The organism is Streptomyces sp. NPDC002896 (assembly GCF_040295225.1).
Classification (GTDB): Bacteria; Actinomycetota; Actinomycetes; order Streptomycetales; family Streptomycetaceae; genus Streptomyces.
The window spans coordinates 209,244-226,030 of the sequence record NZ_JBEOVA010000007.1; the positions used below are offsets into that span (position 1 = coordinate 209,244).

Here is a 16,787-nt window from a genome sequence, read left to right on the forward strand (position 1 = left end):
GTTCAGTCTCCCGTAGCAGGGGGTGTCCGTCCCTTTTCGCGGCACCGTAGCGAGTGGGCTGTGCCCACCCTCCCCCAGCTACCGCTGGGAGGTGCCCCCAGCCCTGCGGAACGCCTGCCCACAGCAGTGGGCAGGTCACCCCTCCGCGATCACCACCGCCGAAGCCACCCCCGCGTCATGGCTCAGCGAGACGTGCCAGGAGCGGACGCCGAGTTCGGCTGCGCGGGCGGCGACCGTGCCGCGTACGCGTACGCGTGGCTGGCCGCTGTCCTCCACGTAGACCTCCGCGTCCGTCCAGTGCAGACCGGCCGGGGCGCCGAGGGCCTTGGCGATGGCCTCCTTGGCCGCGAAACGGACGGCCAGTGAGGCTATGCCGCGCCGTTCCCCGCTGGGCAGCAGCAACTCCCGCTCCACGAACAGCCGTCGGGCCATCGCGGGCGTGCGCTCCATGGACTTGCGGAAACGGTCGATCTCGGCCACGTCGATGCCCACCCCGATGATCACGATCCCGCTCCCCCGGCAGCTCCCCCGGTGCCGACAGCGCGCGCCCTCATCACTCCACCGTCACAGACTTCGCAAGGTTGCGCGGCTGGTCCACCTCGTTGCCGCGGGCCGTGGCCAGCTCGCAGGCGAAGACCTGCAGCGGCACGGTGGCGACGAGCGGTTGCAGCAGCGTCGGCGTGGCCGGGATACGGATCAGATGGTCGGCATACGGGACGACCGTCTCGTCGCCCTCCTCCGCGATGACGATCGTGCGGGCACCCCGCGCTCGGATCTCCTGTATGTTCGAAACGATCTTGTCGTGCAAGACCGAGCGCCCGCGCGGCGACGGCACCACGACGACCACCGGCAGGTCGTCCTCGATGAGGGCGATCGGCCCGTGCTTCAGCTCGCCGGCGGCAAAGCCCTCGGCGTGCATGTACGCGAGTTCCTTCAGCTTCAACGCGCCTTCCAGGGCGACGGGGTAGCCCACATGGCGGCCCAGGAAGAGCACCGTGTCCTTGTCGGCGAGCGATCGCGCCAGATCCCGCACCGGTTCCATGGTCTCCAGGACCCGTTCCACCTGGTCGGCGATCTTCGCCAAGTCCCGCACGACGGCGTGGATTTCGTCGCCCCACTTGGTGCCGCGCACCTGGCCCAGATAGAGCGCCACCAGGTAGCAGGCGACGAGCTGCGTCAGGAACGCCTTCGTGGAGGCGACGGCGACCTCGGGACCCGCGTGCGTGTAGAGCACGGCGTCGGACTCGCGCGGGATCGTCGACCCGTTGGTGTTGCAGATCGCCAAGACCCTGGAGCCCTGCTCGCGGGCGTGCCGCAGCGCCATGAGGGTGTCCATGGTCTCGCCGGACTGCGAGATGGCGATGACGAGCGTCTGGGGGTCGAGGATGGGGTCGCGGTAGCGGAACTCGCTGGCGAGCTCCACCTCGCAGGGGATCCGGGTCCAGTGCTCGATGGCGTACTTCGCGATCATGCCGGCGTGGAAGGCCGTGCCGCACGCGATGATGACGACCTTGTCGACCTCCCGCAGCGCCTGGCCCGGGATCCGCACCTCGTCCAGCGTCAGCGAACCGGAGGCGTCGATGCGCCCCAGCAACGTATCGGCGACCGCCTTGGGCTGCTCGGCGATCTCCTTGAGCATGAAGTAGTCATAGCCCCCCTTTTCGGCCGCCTCGGCGTCCCAGTCCACGTGGTACGAGCGCACGTCGGCGGGCCGGCCGTCGAAGTCGGTGACCGTCACCCCGTCCCGCCGCAGTTCGACCACCTGGTCCTGTCCGAGCTCGATCGCCGAGCGCGTGTGGGCGATGAACGCGGCGACGTCCGATGCGAGGAAGGACTCACCCTCCCCAACGCCCACCACCAGCGGCGAGTTCCGCCGCGCGCCGACCACCACGTCGGGGTCGTCCGCGTGCACGGCGACCAGCGTGAACGCGCCCTCCAGACGCCGGCACACCAGCCGCATCGCCTCGGCGAGGTCCGCGCAGCCGGAGAACTCCTCGGCGAGCAGGTGCGCGACGACCTCAGTGTCCGTCTCGGACGCCAGTTCGTGCCCTCGCTCCGCCAGCTCGGCGCGCAGTGCGGCGAAGTTCTCGATGATGCCGTTGTGCACGACGGCGACGCGGCCCGCGTTGTCGAGGTGCGGATGCGCGTTCGCGTCCGTGGGGCCGCCGTGGGTGGCCCAGCGGGTGTGCCCGATGCCGGTGGTGCCGGTCGGCATCGGCCGCTCGACCAGCTCCTTCTCCAGGTTCCCGAGCTTCCCGGCCTTCTTGGCGGCGGCCATCCCGCCGTCGGCGAGCACGGCGACACCGGCCGAGTCGTAGCCCCGGTATTCCAGCCGCTTCAGCCCGGCCAGGACGACATCAAGCGCCGACTGCGAGCCGACGTAACCCACGATTCCGCACATGGCCGCAGCCTACGGCGAGCCCTCACCCCCCACGACTCGAAGGTCGTTTCACCCTCTTCACCGGCCGCGCGTTTCCGGCGGATCCACCCGTTTTGTGCTATGCGCACCACCGACGGGCGATCACTCCCCCCGTTCGATCCGCTCGATCGCCTCCTGCACGAGCTCCAGGTACTCGACCTCCTCGCACCGCGGCTTGCTGCCCATCTCGTAGAGGTCCAAGGCGTCGCCGAGGTTCTCGCCCAGGTCCTCGTCCGGGAGATCCGCGGACAGTTCGCTGCAGACCTTCCCCGCGAAATCCGCTCGCTCACCGGCCCGCACACCCGCCCGCGCACCTCGTAAGGCACCCCGGCGACGGGCGAAAACACGAAGATGTACGGACATCGCGACCCCCAGACCCCCTGCGGTACCGGTACGCGGCTCGGCACCGGGTGGCGGGACCGTATCCCTGCGCGGCACGCAGGTCCAGACCTCGTGCCGCAGACGGCCGGACGCCCGGGTATACCCGCGTGACCGACCCCACGCCCCGTGGCGTTCAAACTCCCGTAACAATGGACTGTGATCTCAACGGTCTTCACGCAGCCGCGGAGCGCCCACCGGTCCAGGCCGGAGGCGACTCCCTACGTCGACCTCACCCGTGCCGAATGGAGCGCCCTGCGCGACAAGACGCCACTGCCGCTGACCGCGCATGAGGTCGAGAAGCTGCGCGGCCTGGGCGACGTCATCGACCTCGACGAAGTGCGGGACATCTATCTGCCGCTGTCCCGGCTGCTCAATCTGTACGTCGGCTCGACCAGCAAGCTCCGCGGCGCACTCAACACCTTTCTCGGCGAGAAGGGCTCCCAGTCGGGCACACCGTTCGTCATAGGGATCGCGGGCTCTGTCGCGGTCGGCAAGTCCACCGTCGCGCGTCTGCTGCAGGCGCTGCTCTCCCGCTGGCCCGAGCACCCGCGCGTCGAACTGGTCACCACGGACGGCTTCCTGCTGCCCACCAAGGAGCTCGAGACGCGCGGCCTGATGTCACGCAAGGGCTTCCCCGAGTCGTACGACCGCCGCGCCCTCACCCGCTTCGTCGCCGACATCAAGGCCGGCAAGGACGAGGTGACGGCCCCCGTCTACTCGCACCTGATCTACGACATCATGCCCGGCCGGAAGCTCACGGTCCGCCGCCCCGACATCCTCATCGTCGAGGGCCTCAACGTCCTGCAGCCCGCGCTGCCCGGCAAGGACGGCCGCACCCGGGTCGGCCTCGCCGACTACTTCGACTTCAGCGTGTACGTGGACGCGCGCACCGAGGACATCGAGAGCTGGTATCTGAACCGCTTCCGCAAGCTGCGCGAGACCGCCTTCCAGAACCCGTCCTCGTACTTCCGCAAGTACACCCAGGTCTCCGAGGAGGAGGCCCTCGACTACGCACGCATGACCTGGCGGACCATCAACAAGCCCAATCTGCTGGAGAACGTGGCGCCCACGCGCGGCCGCGCCACGCTCGTCCTGCGCAAGGGCCCCGACCACAAGGTGCAGCGGCTGAGCCTGCGGAAGCTCTGACTGCTCCCCAGCCTGTGGACCATGCCCGAGCCATGACCGTGCCCGGCCCGTGACCATGCCCGGCCTGTGACCATGCCCAACCCGTGACCGTGCCGCAAACCTGCCGGTTACGCTGCCGCCATGCTGCATCTGCGCCTGATCACCCCGTCGGACCGCACCGACGAGGTGGTGCGCCTCATCGAGAGGACCACCGGCACGACGCATCTCGCCGTGCTGCCCGGCGCGGCCCGCAATCCCCCTGGCGACTTGGTGCTGTGCGACGTAGCCCGGGAGGCGGGCGACGAACTGCTCTCCGGGCTGCAGGCGTTGGGCATCGAGGAGCTCGGCTCGATCGCCGTCGAGAACATCGACCTGTCGCTGTCCAAGCGCGCCGACAAGGCAGAGGAGGAGGCGCCGGGCGAGGCCGCGGACGCGGTGCTGTGGGAGCACCTGACGGACGCGACGCACGAGGAGTCGACGCTCTCCTTCACCTACGTCGCCTTCATCACGCTCGCCACGATGATCGCGGCCTGCGGTGTGGTTCTCGACAACGCGATCCTGATCGTGGGCGCGATGGCCGTCGGCCCCGAGTTCGGGCCCCTCGCCGGGCTCTCGACCGCCCTGGTGCGCCGTGCGCCGCGGCTCGCGCTGCGGTCGCTGACCGCGCTGCTCGTGGGCTTCGCCGTAGCAATGCTGGTGACGGTGGTCTTCAGCTACTTCATGGACGCGGTGCACCTGTTCAGCGCCGAGCAGCTGGACGCCGAGCGTCCGAACACCAACTTCATCTACCGGCCGGACTGGTTCTCGTTCGTCGTGGCCGTCCTCGCGGGCGCCGCGGGCACCCTCTCTCTGACGTCCGCGAAGTCCGGCGCGCTGGTCGGCGTCGCCATCTCGGTGACGACGGTCCCGGCCGCCGCGAACGCCGCCGTCGCCTTCAGCTACGACGAGTACCGCCAGGCGTGGGGCTCCGCGGAACAGCTCCTGCTCAACCTGCTCGGCATCGTCCTCGCCGGCACGCTCACGCTCCTGGCGCAGATGCTCCTGTGGAACGCACAGCGCCGGCGCACCGCCCGCGGCCGGCAGCCGCTCCCGCCTCCGGCGCACTGAGCGCATCCCGCTGCAGCCGTGTGCCGGACCGGATCTGACGCCCCGACAAGACACCGGCGGAGAAACGCAGAGAGGCCACCCCTTGGGGTGGCCTCTCCATCAACAGGCCTAGCCGAGCGCCGACTTCACCACGTCGGCGAGCCGCCCGGCGACCGACCGCGCCTGGTCGATGTCGGCGGCCTCCACCATGACGCGTACCAGCGGCTCGGTGCCGGACGGGCGCAGCAACACACGTCCCGTGGCGCCCAGTTCGCGTTCCGCGTCGGCGACCGCGGTGGTCAGCTCGGCGGAGGTGTGCACCTTTGACTTGTCGACGTCCGGCACGTTGACGAGCACCTGCGGCAGCCGCTCCATGACGGCGGCCAGGTCCGCGAGCGTACGTCCCGTCTCGGCGACCCGCGCCGCAAGCAGCAGGCCGGTCAGCGTGCCGTCGCCGGTCGTGGCGTGGTCGAGGACGATCACGTGCCCGGACTGCTCGCCGCCGAGCGCGTAGCCGTTCTCCTTCATCTCCTCGAGCACATAGCGGTCGCCGACGGCGGTCTGCACGAGGAACAGACCCTCGCGCTCCATGGCGAGCTTGAAGCCCAGGTTGGACATGACCGTCGCGACGACGGTGTCCTCGCGCAGTTCGCCGTGCTCGCGCATCGCCAGGGCCAGCACGGCGAGGATCTGGTCGCCGTCGACCTCGGCTCCCGTGTGGTCCACGGCGAGGCAGCGGTCCGCGTCACCGTCGTGCGCGATGCCGAAGGCGGCGCCGTGCTCGACGACGGCGGCCTTCAGCAGATCCAGATGGGTGGAGCCGCAGCCGTCGTTGATGTTCAGCCCGTCGGGGTCGGTGCCGATCGTGACGACCTCGGCACCGGCCCGCCGGAACGCCTCGGGCGAGACGCCGGCAGCCGCGCCGTGCGCCTCGTCGAGGACGACCTTCAGCCCGTCGAGCCGGTTCGGCAGGACACCGAGGAGATGCGCGACGTACCGCTCGGACCCCTCGTCGTACGACTTGACCCGGCCGACGCCCGCGCCGGTCGGACGGTCCCAGGGAGCGCCGGTGCGGTGCTCCTCGTACACGGCCTCGATCTTGTCCTCGAGCTCGTCGGCGAGCTTGTGGCCGCCGCGGGCGAAGAACTTGACGCCGTTGTCGGGCATCGCGTTGTGGCTCGCGGAGAGCATCACGCCGAGGTCGGCGCCCAGCTCGCCGGTGAGATACGCCACCGCGGGGGTGGGCAGCACGCCGACACGCAGGACGTCGACACCGGCGCTGGCCAGGCCCGCGACCACGGCGGCCTCCAGGAACTCCCCGGACGCGCGCGGATCCCGACCGACCACCGCCACCGGCCGGTGGCCCTCGAAGGTGCCCGCCTCGGCGAGCACGTGCGCCGCCGCGACCGACAGACCGAGCGCGAGCTCAGCCGTCAGATCCGCGTTGGCGACACCGCGCACGCCGTCCGTGCCGAAGAGTCGTCCCACTGGTGTCCTCCGAACTTTCGCAGTCTTCGAAGCGGCTCAGAAGCTTCGGAAAGAGTCCGAACGTACAAGCGGCCTAACGCCCTTGCTCTTATGCCGTTATACGCCGCGTATCTGTGATAAACGAACGCCCCGGCAGCACACTGCGTGCCGCCGGGGCGAACGTGCTGTACAAACAGCGATTAGCGCTTGCTGTACTGCGGAGCCTTGCGGGCCTTCTTCAGACCGGCCTTCTTCCGCTCGACCGCGCGGTCGTCGCGGCGCAGGAAGCCGGCCTTCTTCAGCGCGCCGCGGTTGTTGTCCACGTCGGCCTCGTTCAGGGCACGGGCCACGCCGAGGCGCAGGGCGCCGGCCTGACCGGAGACGCCGCCACCCGCGATACGGGCGATGACGTCGTAGCGGCCCTCGAGCTCGAGCACCTTGAAGGGCTCGTTGACTTCCTGCTGGTGCACCTTGTTCGGGAAGTAGTCCTCGAGGGTGCGACCGTTGATCTTCCACTTGCCGGTGCCCGGAACGATCCGGACGCGGGCGATGGCGTTCTTGCGACGGCCCAGGCCGGCGGCCGGCTGGGGCTCGCCGAAGCGGGAAGCCAGGGACTCGGAGGTGTACTCGCCCTCGACGGGGACCTCGGTCTCGGTGGTGTAGCTCTCGATGTCGATCTCTTCGAGCGGCTGCTCGGCAGTGGTCTCGGCCACGATTCTCCTCAGATTCTCTTCAGTCTTAGGGGGTGGCCGGACTTACTGCGCGACCTGGGTGATCTCGAACGGCACCGGCTGCTGGGCAGCGTGCGGGTGCTGGTCGCCCGAGTAGACCTTCAGCTTGGAGAGCATCTGACGGCCCAGGGTGTTCTTGGGGAGCATGCCCTTGACGGCCTTCTCGATGGCCTTCTCCGGGTTCTTCGCGAGCAGCTCGTCGTAGCGGACGGAGCGCAGACCACCCGGGTAGCCCGAGTGGCGGTACGCCATCTTCTGGGTCCGCTTGTTGCCGGAGAGGTGCACCTTGTCGGCGTTGATGATGACGACGAAGTCACCAGCGTCGACGTGCGGCGCGTAGATCGGCTTGTGCTTGCCCCGCAGAAGGGTGGCGGCAGTCGACGCCAGACGGCCCAGGACAACGTCCTGAGCGTCGATGACGTGCCACTGGCGCGTGACATCGCCGGGCTTGGGGCTGTACGTACGCACGGTTCGTAGCCTTCGCTTCTTCAGTGAGTGGGTCCTGACAAGGCCACCACGGACGATCACGACAGCCCTTGCCGCACGTCGGTGACGCAAACCGAGTGCTTGCCGCTGGTCATCGGCCCGGTGGACCGGTGTAAGGGCCCCTCACGTGAGAATGAGCAAGCCAATACACATAACGAACAGGCAGGATACCTGGGCCAACACGGGCGGGTCAAAACGACCGGTCGCACAGGGACACCTGCCGTGTTTCAGGGTACCCCGGAGGCCTGGACGGCCGGGCACGCGCGCAGTGGACGCCGACAGTCGCCGCCAGGGCGCAGAGCGTGATGAAGTCCTTGAAGGCCCTGCGGGTCGCCCCCTCGAGATACGGCAGGGTGATCCCCTGGACCTGGGGAACGAGAGCGACCCAGAACCACGGGGACCGGGCAGCGGCCCCCGGCTGCAGGACCCCGGCGAGCAGCAGCGGCACGACGACGACCAGGTAGTGGTCGTACGAGGGCCTGGAGACGAGGAAGGCCGCCAGCATCAGCATCACGGCGGTCTCGACCAGCCGGGCAGGCCCCGGATCGCCGCGCCGCCAGCGCCGCCACGCACAGACCACACCTGCCGCCGCGGCCGCTGCCCCCACCACCACCGCCACCGTCTGCGGCACCCCGAGCCGTGGCAGCACCGCGACCGCCGACGCGTCGTAGGGCTGCATGAGGGCGTCCCCGCCGCGCAGCAGGAAGGGCAGCGTCCGGGTCAGGAAGCCGGACGGGTCCGGCATCATCAGCCCCGCGCACACCGAGGCCGCCGCGGGCACCGCCACCATCCAGCCCAGGGCCCGCCACTGCCGCGCGAAGACGAACAGCAACACGATCGGCGCGAGCAGCGGCTTCAGGGCGATGGCCGCCCCGACGACCGCGCCTGCGGCGGGCCAGCGCCCCCGGTCGGCGAGGAGCAGGGCGAGGGGCAGGGCGAGGGCGGCCGTCACGGTCCAGTTCCCGAGGTGGATGAGGTGCTCGAACGGCGCCCAGACCAAAAAGATTCCGAGCAGCCCGAGTGCGGCGAAGCGGCTGCGCCAGGCCACGTCGAAGATCCGCAGCGCGCAGGCCCACCCGGCGGTCAGCGCCGCGACGACGAGCAGCGGCACCACGATCCGTACCACTGACGTGGGCAGCATCGCCTGGGGTGCGGCGGCGATCACCGCACTTGGGAGATAGAGGAAGCGGCGGTCCGCATAGGGCGCTCCGCCGTCCAGCCAGGACGCCGCGGCGCGCACGACGAAGGCGTTGTCCATGCCCCCGCCCGCCGAGACCATGGCCACATATACCGCGCGGGCCACGAGCAGGAGGACGAGCAGAGTTCCGGCGAGCGGTCCGGCGGGCTGCAGCAACCAGTCACGGGCCCGGCACAACGGAACACTGTCCCTCTCGTCCGGTTCACCGGACATGCCGCCCTCGTCCTTGTTCATAACGATCACGCTAGGGCCCGCCGATCCCTGTTCCCGGAACGTGCCCCGGCGTGCCGGGATCGTGTCCCCGCCCGGGTCCTGGGGCGGTGGGCCCACGTCTAAGATTCGCCCCATGAGCTTTGGGCAAGGGGGGCCTCAGTGGGGTCCCGGGGGACCGAATTCGGGTACCCCCAACTGGGGTTCGGGTTCGGCGACACCCGACTGGGCGGCGCTCGCCGAGGCTTCGGAGGCGCGCGCACGCCGCCGCAGGTGGCTGTGGATAGGCGGCAGCGCGCTGGCCACGGTCGTGGTCGGTGCGCTCGTCGCGACGGCGGTCGTCTCCGCCAACAGCGGCGACTCGGCGTCGAACCAGCCCCCGGACAAGCTCCCCACCTCCGCGGACATCCCGAGCGACACGACACAGCCCGGCCCGTCCTTCGCGGAGACCACTCCCCCGCCCCCGCTGGACCCGAAGGACTTCGTCTCCAGCGCCAAGAAGGACACCGCACCCCTCAGCGCCGACACGCTCTTCCCCGGCAGCAGCCTGACGATGGGCGAGCGGGTCTACAAGAAGGGCGCCACCAGCAACACGACCAAGTGCGGCACGGCCGTCCAGGGCGACCTCGCCAAGGTCCTCACCGGCAACGACTGCACCCGCCTGATCCGCGCCACCTATTCCAGGAACGGCGTCGCGGTCACGGTCGGCGTCGCCGTGTTCGACACCGAGGCCAAGGCCACCAAGGCCAAGAACGCGGCGGACAAGGGCAACGTGGCCTCCCTGTCCGGCTCCGGCGTCCCGGCCTTCTGCCGTACGACGGTCTGCCGCACCACGACCAATTCGTACGGGCGCTACGTGTACCTCACCAACGCCGGTTTCACGAGCGGCAAGAACGTGACGCAGAAGGACAGCGCGGTCTTCACCACGGGCGACGACCTCGCCGAGTTCACGTTCCGGCAGATCCGCCGCCGCGGAGAGGCGCAAGCGTCGGCGGCCGCCAACGCCTCGTAACCCGCGGTCTAGCGGCTGTGCTTCATGCGCAGCCGGATCGGCACCACCGCCGACTCCAGCTGCGTACGAAGCGTCATCTTCGACACCCCTTCGGTCCGCTCCTCGAACCGGATCGGGATCTCGACCGCGCTGTGCCCCGCCCGTACCGCCTTGTACTTGAGCTCGACCTGGAAGCTGTAGCCGGCGCTGTCCAGGGAGTGCAGGTCGACGTCACGGAGCGTCTGGGCCGACCAGAGGTTGAAGCCGGCCGTGATGTCGCGGATCTTCGTGCCGAGCACGGTGCGCGCGTAGCGATTGGCGAAGCGGGACAGCAGGACGCGGTGCTTGCCCCACTCCTCGTCCAGCGAGCCGCCCTCGACGTACCGGCTGCCGACGACCAGTCCCACCCCCGAGGCCACGGCCGTGCCGAGCATGCGTGGGACCGCTTCCACCGGGTGGCTGCCGTCGGCGTCCATCTGGACGACGTACTCGGCGCCCTCCGCGAGCGCGGCGCTCATGCCCGCGACGTAGGCCCGCCCGAGGCCGTCCTTCTCGATGCGGTGCAGCACGCTCATGCGGCGGCGTCCGTCCCAGTTGTACTTCTCGGCGAGCTCCTCGGCGATCCGCCCGGTGCCGTCCGGGCTGGAGTCGTCGACGATCTTCAGGTGCAGCCCGTCGATCGGCAGGCTGAGCACCAGCTCGGCCATCCGGGGCAGGTTCGCCGCCTCGTTGTACGTCGGCATCACGATGGTGACCGGTACGCCGGGGTATCTGTCGTAGGCCGTCACGTCTTTCTCTTTCCCTCCCCTAGAGGCCCCGGATGGGCCTCTCCCCGACCGGCGCGGGTCTTCCCAGCGCCTGGAAATGCCAGCCCGCCGCGGTCCAGCGGTCCGCGTCGAGCACCCCCCGGCCGTCCACGATCCGCGGACGGGACACCAGCGACGCAGCCCACTCCGGATCGATCTCCCGGAACTCGGGCCACTCGGTCAGATGCAGCACGAGATCGGCCCCCCGCAGCGCCTCCTCGGCCGACATCGCGTACCCGAGGAGCGGGAATGCCTTGCGAGCGTTGTCCAGCGCCTCGGGGTCGTAGACCGCGACGTCGGCGCCGTCGAGACGCAGCCGCGCGGCCACGTTGAGCGCGGGCGAGTCACGGATGTCGTCGGAGTCGGGCTTGAAGGCCGCTCCGAGTACGGCGATACGGGCCCCCAGCACCGCTCCCCCGCACAGCTCGCGCGCCAGCCCGACAACCTTGTCGCGGCGGCGCATGTTGATCGCGTCCACCTCGCGCAGGAACGCCAGCGAGACCCCCAGCTCGTCGGCGCGGTGCGCGAAGGCGCGGATGTCCTTGGGCAGACAGCCGCCGCCGAAGCCGACGCCGGCGCGGAGGAACTTGCGGCCGATCCGGTCGTCGTAGCCGATCGCCTCGGCGAGGACGCCGACGTCGCCGCCCGCGGCCTCACAGACCTCGGCCATCGCGTTGATGAAGGAGATCTTGGTGGCGAGGAAGGCGTTGGCGGCCGTCTTGACCAGCTCGGCGGTTGGGAAGTCGGCGGTAACCAGCGGCGTCCCGGCGTCGAGGACGGGGGTGTACACCTGTCGGAGGATCGCTTCGGCGCGCTCGGATTGCACGCCGAACACCAGCCGGTCCGGCCGCAGCGTGTCCTCGACGGCGAAGCCCTCCCGCAGGAACTCCGGGTTCCAGGCGACCTCGGCATCAAGAGTTTCGGCCAGCCGGCCGGCCGTGCCGACCGGCACGGTCGACTTGCCGACCAGCAGCGAGCCCTCGGCCGCGTGCTCGGCGATCGCCGCGAAGGCCGCGTCGACGTATGTCAGGTCGGCACCCTCGGAGCCCTTGCGTTGCGGGGTTCCGACGCACACGAAGTGCACCTCGCCGAAGGCCCCGGCCTCCGCGTAGTCGGTCGTGAACCGGAGCCGTCCGCTCGCCGTGTGCTTCGCGATCAGCTCGGGCAGCCCGGGCTCATGGAACGGCACCCGGCCGGCCTGCAGCGCTGCGACCTTGTCGGGGTCCACGTCGACCCCGAGCACCTCGTGTCCGAGCTCCGCCATACAGGCGGCATGGGTGGCACCGAGGTAGCCGGTGCCGATGACAGTGAGCCGCATGGTCAGCGGCACCTCCTTGCGGATGGACCGGTTCGGCCTACTGCTTGACGTAGACCCGGTACACACCGGCCTCGCCGGTGACACGATGGGGCAACTGCGCGATCAGGCGGTAATGGCCGCCGGCGCGAATGGCCTTGGTGATGGCCTTGTCCCGGGCCGTCCCGGCGTCGGACGAGACCGTGTCGAGGACGATCAGGGCGTAGCGGCCCTTCGTGACGTCGCCGACGTGGCCCTCACGGAGGGAGATCCACTGGCCGGGGGTGGTGACGGAGCCCAGGTAGTACTGGGGCAGGCCGTCCACCTCGGTCAGGTACCTGCCCTTGGTGTCGACGTGGGCGCGCAGTACCTCGGCCAGGTTTCCGGAGCTCGCCCAGCTATCGAAGCGCTGGGCCGACTGGGAGATGCCCAGGGCGAGCATCAGGACCCAGACCAGGATGCCCAGTTGGGGGTGGCGGAAGTGGGCGCCGATCATGCGGGTGATGCCGAGCCCGGCCAGCGGCGCGGCCAGCAGCAGACCGAATGCGATGTGCCGGAACATCCCCGCCGACGTGTGCAGGTGGGCCTGGAGCAGCGGTACGAGGGCCGCTGTCGCGCACAGCGTCAGTCCGAGCGCCGCCCGGCGCAGCGGCGAGCCGGGGACGCTGTCCATGTCGACGGCCTCGTTCATCCGCTCCCGCCTGACCCACGCGATCGCCCCGCCACAGGCGAGCAGCAGGAACAAGCCGCTCCACTGGGCGGACGTGCTCAGGATGCTCAGGGAGCTCTCACTGCCCTGGCCGCGGGAGAGCGTTCCCTCCCTGATGGCGGTGAGCGCACCGGTGACCAGCAGCGGAGCAGCGATCCCCGCGCCCAGCACGACACCGCGCAGGATGCCCTTGGCGGGGCCCTTGTACGGCCAGGCCGTGTGTACCGCCAGCAGCAGCAGGGTGGGCAGGACGAGCACCGATGTGTGGTCCACGGCCGCCGCGAGCGCGGCCACCGGAGCCGCCGCCAGCACGACCAGCGCAGGGGCGCGGTCGGTGTAGACGACGATCCACGCCGCGAGGGCGACCAGCATCAGCGCCAGCGCGTCCGGCGACGCGTAGTAGCCCACGACGACGGTGGACTGGAGGACCGCGTACGCGGCGGCCGCACTGCTCGCCACGCGCTCGTTGAACATGCGGCGGGTCAGCGAGTACAGCAGCGCTGTGGCGACCAGGGCGAACAGCAGGCTGAGCAGCCGGGCCCCCGCCAGTCCGTGGAGCTTGTCGGCGGCGCCGGCCAGGACCGGGTACAGCGACGCGGAGCCGGGTACGCGATCCACGAGGTCGGTGGTGACGGCGGTGCCGTTGACCAGGTGGTCGAACTCCTGGCGGCCGACGACCAGGTTCGCGGCCTCCTCGGGGCTCGCGGAGTCGACCAGCCGAAGCGAGAGCAGCGCCTGCATGGCCAGCACGCCGAGCAGCAGGATCCGGCCGATCCAGCGGCGCCGGCGGCTGGGCGCCGCGGACCAGCCGGTCTCGGGGGTCGCGGGTATCTCGTACGCGGGCTTCTCGACGACCGGCGCCTCGTACCGCTCGTCGAACTGGACCTCGTAGTCGAACTGGCCCTCGTACATGTTGCTTTCCGTCCCCGGCACCACGGCCGCCGGGGCCGGCACAGGCCTCATGGCCGGGACTGGGGCCGGAGCCAGACCGCCGCGCGGGGCAGGAATCGGGTCCGGGTAGGCGTAGAAGGGCGGGTGGTCGGCAGGGCTTCGGTACTGGACCTGCTGCATCGCCGGATCGGCGTAGCGGTTCGGGTCGGCCTGCGCGGGATCCCAGTCGGGCGGCGGGCTGGCCGGACTGAACCAGGAATCAGTCTGCTCGTTCACTACTGCTTCCTGATGTCGAAGCCGAAGTCGGGGTCTTGCGCGCGCTTGCGGTACTGGGCGAGGGCGAGCGGGCTGATCTCGATCCGCCAGTCGGCGCGCTTGGGAATGTTGAACCAGATGAAGCCGATCACGTCGTCGCGGGCCTCGACGCCGTCGAAGAGGTCGTTGACGTCGGCCCGTCGGCGCTGCCCTTCCTGCGCGGCCGTCTCCGCTATGAAGATCGGCTTCTTGGTGAAGGTCCTGATCTCCCGCATCGTCGGGCCGTACAGGGTCTTGAAGGTGGTCGCCCCGGTAATGGTGTAGTAGCCGATCATCCCGGCCCAGTCCACGTAGGCGTCGCCGGGGTAGTACTGCTTGAGGTCGACGTTGGGCATCGGGTTGATGACGTTCGGCGTCCACACCCAGATCACGTTGGTCGCGCCCGCGTCCTGGAAGATGTCGTGGATGTGCCGCCAGGCCGCCACGAAGTCGGCGGGCGTGGCCTTGGTTCGACCCCAGGCGTACCAGTCGCCGTTCATCTCGTGCCCGAAGCTGATGGCGATGGGCAGATTGAGGCGCACGATGTCCCGCGCCATGGCCTTGACGTACGCGTCCGACTTGCCGTCCGCGATGGACTTCAGTGAGGGTTTGAAAGGCTCCCAGGCCATGAAGGGCAGCGCGCCCCTCTGGTAGATCCGGCGGACACCGCTGGTGTCGAAACCGTCGCCGAACGCCGCGTAGTACTCCAGAACGTTGGGGTGCTTGCCGATCCTTTTGGTGTACGTGTCGAGTGCCTTCAGCGACCTGGGCACGCCGTCCAGCGCGACCCCGAGGTACTTGTCCTTCGGCTTGAGCAGTGGGGTGACGTCGTAGGGCGTGACGGGAGTCGCGTCGTCGGCGCCGGAGGTTTCGCCCGGCTGGGCTTGCGAGTCGCCGGAGCGTCCGGAGGCGGCGGTGAGACCGCAGCCGGTCATCAGCATGAGGCAGGCCGTCAGCAGGGCCAGCAGCGGCAGAGCGCGCCGGAAGGCGGCGCCGGGATGGTGGGTGAACATCGGGTCACACCGCTTCCCGGCTGCGCGGCTGGACCAGCACACGCCCGACGACGACGGCGTAGAAGAGCCCGGAAGCCAGTACGAGGGCGAAGTCCAGCGGGTTCATGGTGAGCATGCGCCAGGTCGCGGCCCCCACCCAGACCGCGGCCGTGCCGCCGCCCCAGACGATCATGCCGATCCAGAAGCGCCGGGTCTTGTTCTTCTTGGCGCCGCTGGATCCGGTCGGCTGCCAGCCCATGCGGTTCTTGCGGAGGATGTCCCAGATGGCGAACAGATGCGCCCAGCCGTACATCATCCGGGCCGCCCAGGCCTCCAGGCGGTACGGGTTGCGGTGCCAGAGCGGAAAGATCAGCGTGGTGTACACCAGGCTCGGGAGCACCAGGCCCATGTATTCGATCTTCAGCATCTCCGGCATGGCCAGCAGCAGCACGATCGGGATCAGCGGCGAGACGACGGTGAACAGCGCCGTGTGAATGTAGTAGAAGAATCCGGACATGTAGCACAGCCGGGATTCCGGCCGAAGGTTGGCCTTCCAGAACTTCTCGCTGCCCAGCAGGCTCATCGATCCCGAGCACCAGCGGTACTGCTGGTTGAAGAAGGCCCCCGCCGTGTCCGGGCAGACGCCGGTGGACAGCGCGACGGGCACGTAGCGCAGGTCCCAGCCGAGGCCGCGCAGGTCGAACCCGGTGTGGACGTCCTCGGAGTGCTCGATCAGCGTGGTGCCGCCGTTGGTCTCCAGGGCGGCGCGCCGGTAGACGGCGCAGCTGCCGACGCAGATCGCGCCGTCGTTGTTCTGCCGGGAGACCTGGACGGAGCGGTAGAAGAGCTCCTGCACCGCGCCCGCGCCGCGCTCTATCCAGTTCTGCGAGTCGAGGATCCGGAAGAACTGCGGAGACTGGACAATTCCGACATCCGGATCCTTCTCCATGTACGGGAGAAGTTCCTCCAGAAGGTCCTCACGGGGGGCGAAGTCGGCGTCCAGGATGAGGATGTACTCACCGTCGGAGTTCTGGAATCCGAAGTGCAGATTCCCGGCCTTCTTGAACCAGCCCCGATTGCGACGAGTGCCGTACACGAAGCCGAAGTCCACCGCCATCGCCGCGAGTTGGTCGCTCGCCGAGTCGTCGAGGACGTACGGGGTCACCACACCGGGGTAGCGGTCGCGCAGCCGGGCCACATGGGTCCAGGTGTTGTGCAGCACCTCGATCGGCTCGCCGCACACAGGCAGGAACACATCCACGGTCGGGTAGCGCTCCGGCCGCCAGTCCCGCACCAGCTCACGGTGCGCCTTGAGGTCGAAGTCCTTGGTGAAGCCGTTCACCTTGAGGGAGACCAGGTAGTACAGCACCGTGAACAGCAGGAACGGCAGATAGATCCACAGCCACGAGGAGGACTGGGCGAGCGCCACCTGACTGGCCACCAGACAGCAGAAGCTGATGATGGAGCAGCAGGTGAGCACCCACAGGTGCCGGCTCGTGTAGGAGTACTTCTCCTCGTTGTCGGGCGGCTGCGGCAGCAGCCCGTGCAGCCTGCGGGAGGGTTGCCCGCGCCTCAGTCTGCGGTGAGAGGCCGCACCTCTGCTCCCACCCCCCACCGTGGGCCCGTCTATGACGGTCATTCCTATGCCCCCCCGGGCGCTCATGAGTATCCTCATCCGATTGAGTGAAGATAGTACGGTTTTTTTTC

The 16,787-nt window shown here is 69.4% G+C and carries 15 protein-coding genes; 3 read left to right on the plus strand and 12 right to left on the minus strand.

The genetic code is table 11. The features are described 5' to 3' along the window. Window positions 1–135: 135 nt before the first annotated feature. The 3 genes from ABT009_RS14730 to ABT009_RS14740 all read right to left on the minus strand — a co-directional run bounded on the left by ABT009_RS14730 (window position 136) and on the right by ABT009_RS14740 (window position 2,782). On the minus strand, window positions 136–507 hold the full coding sequence (locus tag ABT009_RS14730) for a holo-ACP synthase (RefSeq protein ID WP_351293980.1): 372 nt from the start codon (window positions 505–507) through the stop codon (window positions 136–138). A gap of 46 nt (window positions 508–553) precedes the next feature. Beyond that, complete coding sequence (gene glmS / locus ABT009_RS14735; protein ID WP_351293399.1) at window positions 554–2,401, minus strand: glutamine--fructose-6-phosphate transaminase (isomerizing); 1,848 nt, start codon at window positions 2,399–2,401, stop codon at window positions 554–556. Window positions 2,402–2,521: 120 nt separating this feature from the next. Beyond that, a complete protein-coding gene (locus ABT009_RS14740) occupies window positions 2,522–2,782 on the minus strand; it encodes a hypothetical protein (RefSeq protein WP_502989875.1) in 261 nt (86 codons plus the stop codon). A gap of 174 nt (window positions 2,783–2,956) precedes the next feature. On the opposite strand from ABT009_RS14740, the gene coaA reads away from it, so the two are divergent. Beyond that, entirely contained in the window at window positions 2,957–3,946 is a 990-nt protein-coding gene (coaA, locus tag ABT009_RS14745; protein ID WP_351293404.1) for a type I pantothenate kinase, read from the plus strand. Between the two features lie 120 nt (window positions 3,947–4,066). After that, window positions 4,067–5,032, plus strand: a complete 966-nt coding sequence (locus ABT009_RS14750) for a DUF389 domain-containing protein (RefSeq protein ID WP_351293407.1) — start codon at window positions 4,067–4,069, stop codon at window positions 5,030–5,032. A gap of 108 nt (window positions 5,033–5,140) precedes the next feature. Here the strand turns inward: ABT009_RS14750 and glmM are convergent, their stop codons facing one another. The 4 genes from glmM to ABT009_RS14770 form a co-directional block, all read right to left on the minus strand. After that, entirely contained in the window at window positions 5,141–6,499 is a 1,359-nt protein-coding gene (gene glmM, locus ABT009_RS14755; RefSeq protein WP_351293410.1) for a phosphoglucosamine mutase, read from the minus strand. A gap of 179 nt (window positions 6,500–6,678) precedes the next feature. Continuing rightward, a complete protein-coding gene (gene rpsI, locus ABT009_RS14760) occupies window positions 6,679–7,191 on the minus strand; it encodes a 30S ribosomal protein S9 (RefSeq protein WP_351293413.1) in 513 nt (170 codons plus the stop codon). A 42-nt stretch (window positions 7,192–7,233) separates the two neighbouring features. After that, window positions 7,234–7,677, minus strand: a complete 444-nt coding sequence (gene rplM, locus ABT009_RS14765) for a 50S ribosomal protein L13 (protein ID WP_351293416.1) — start codon at window positions 7,675–7,677, stop codon at window positions 7,234–7,236. Between the two features lie 208 nt (window positions 7,678–7,885). Then, window positions 7,886–9,127 carry a glycosyltransferase family 87 protein gene (locus ABT009_RS14770; protein WP_351293419.1) on the minus strand — a complete coding sequence of 414 codons (1,242 nt, stop codon included), beginning with the start codon at window positions 9,125–9,127 and terminating at the stop codon, window positions 7,886–7,888. Between the two features lie 112 nt (window positions 9,128–9,239). Between ABT009_RS14770 and ABT009_RS14775 the strand changes: the two genes are divergently transcribed. Beyond that, window positions 9,240–10,115: a hypothetical protein gene (locus ABT009_RS14775; protein ID WP_351293422.1), complete on the plus strand. Its 876-nt coding sequence runs from the start codon at window positions 9,240–9,242 to the stop codon at window positions 10,113–10,115. An 8-nt stretch (window positions 10,116–10,123) separates the two neighbouring features. On the opposite strand, the gene ABT009_RS14780 is transcribed toward ABT009_RS14775, so the two are convergent. The 5 genes from ABT009_RS14780 to ABT009_RS14800 all read right to left on the minus strand — a co-directional run bounded on the left by ABT009_RS14780 (window position 10,124) and on the right by ABT009_RS14800 (window position 16,521). Then, window positions 10,124–10,837, minus strand: a complete 714-nt coding sequence (locus tag ABT009_RS14780) for a polyprenol monophosphomannose synthase (RefSeq protein WP_351293983.1) — start codon at window positions 10,835–10,837, stop codon at window positions 10,124–10,126. Between the two features lie 64 nt (window positions 10,838–10,901). Then, window positions 10,902–12,218: a UDP-glucose dehydrogenase family protein gene (locus ABT009_RS14785; protein WP_351293425.1), complete on the minus strand. Its 1,317-nt coding sequence runs from the start codon at window positions 12,216–12,218 to the stop codon at window positions 10,902–10,904. 37 nt (window positions 12,219–12,255) lie between these two features. Next, window positions 12,256–14,070 carry a glycosyltransferase family 39 protein gene (locus ABT009_RS14790; RefSeq protein WP_351293428.1) on the minus strand — a complete coding sequence of 605 codons (1,815 nt, stop codon included), beginning with the start codon at window positions 14,068–14,070 and terminating at the stop codon, window positions 12,256–12,258. Then, window positions 14,070–15,101, minus strand: a complete 1,032-nt coding sequence (locus ABT009_RS14795) for a glycoside hydrolase family 26 protein (protein ID WP_351293431.1) — start codon at window positions 15,099–15,101, stop codon at window positions 14,070–14,072. The genes ABT009_RS14790 and ABT009_RS14795 overlap by 1 nt, the downstream gene beginning before the upstream one ends. Before the next feature lie 4 nt (window positions 15,102–15,105). Continuing rightward, entirely contained in the window at window positions 15,106–16,521 is a 1,416-nt protein-coding gene (locus tag ABT009_RS14800) for a glycosyltransferase family 2 protein (protein ID WP_351293986.1), read from the minus strand. Between the last annotated feature and the right edge of the window lie 266 nt (window positions 16,522–16,787).

What these genes read in the sequence shown, in the direction of transcription:
- glmS (WP_351293399.1), bottom strand. Translation starts at nt 2,401, where the DNA reads ATGTGCGGAATCGTGGGTTACGTCGGCTCGCAGTCGGCGCTTGATGTC.
- ABT009_RS14740 (WP_502989875.1), bottom strand. Translation starts at nt 2,782, where the DNA reads ATGTCCGTACATCTTCGTGTTTTCGCCCGTCGCCGGGGTGCCTTACGA.
- ABT009_RS14750 (WP_351293407.1), top strand. Translation starts at nt 4,067, where the DNA reads ATGCTGCATCTGCGCCTGATCACCCCGTCGGACCGCACCGACGAGGTG.
- ABT009_RS14770 (WP_351293419.1), bottom strand. Translation starts at nt 9,127, where the DNA reads ATGAACAAGGACGAGGGCGGCATGTCCGGTGAACCGGACGAGAGGGAC.
- ABT009_RS14775 (WP_351293422.1), top strand. Translation starts at nt 9,240, where the DNA reads ATGAGCTTTGGGCAAGGGGGGCCTCAGTGGGGTCCCGGGGGACCGAAT.
- ABT009_RS14780 (WP_351293983.1), bottom strand. Translation starts at nt 10,837, where the DNA reads ATGCCGACGTACAACGAGGCGGCGAACCTGCCCCGGATGGCCGAGCTG.
- ABT009_RS14785 (WP_351293425.1), bottom strand. Translation starts at nt 12,218, where the DNA reads ATGCGGCTCACTGTCATCGGCACCGGCTACCTCGGTGCCACCCATGCC.
- ABT009_RS14795 (WP_351293431.1), bottom strand. Translation starts at nt 15,101, where the DNA reads ATGTTCACCCACCATCCCGGCGCCGCCTTCCGGCGCGCTCTGCCGCTG.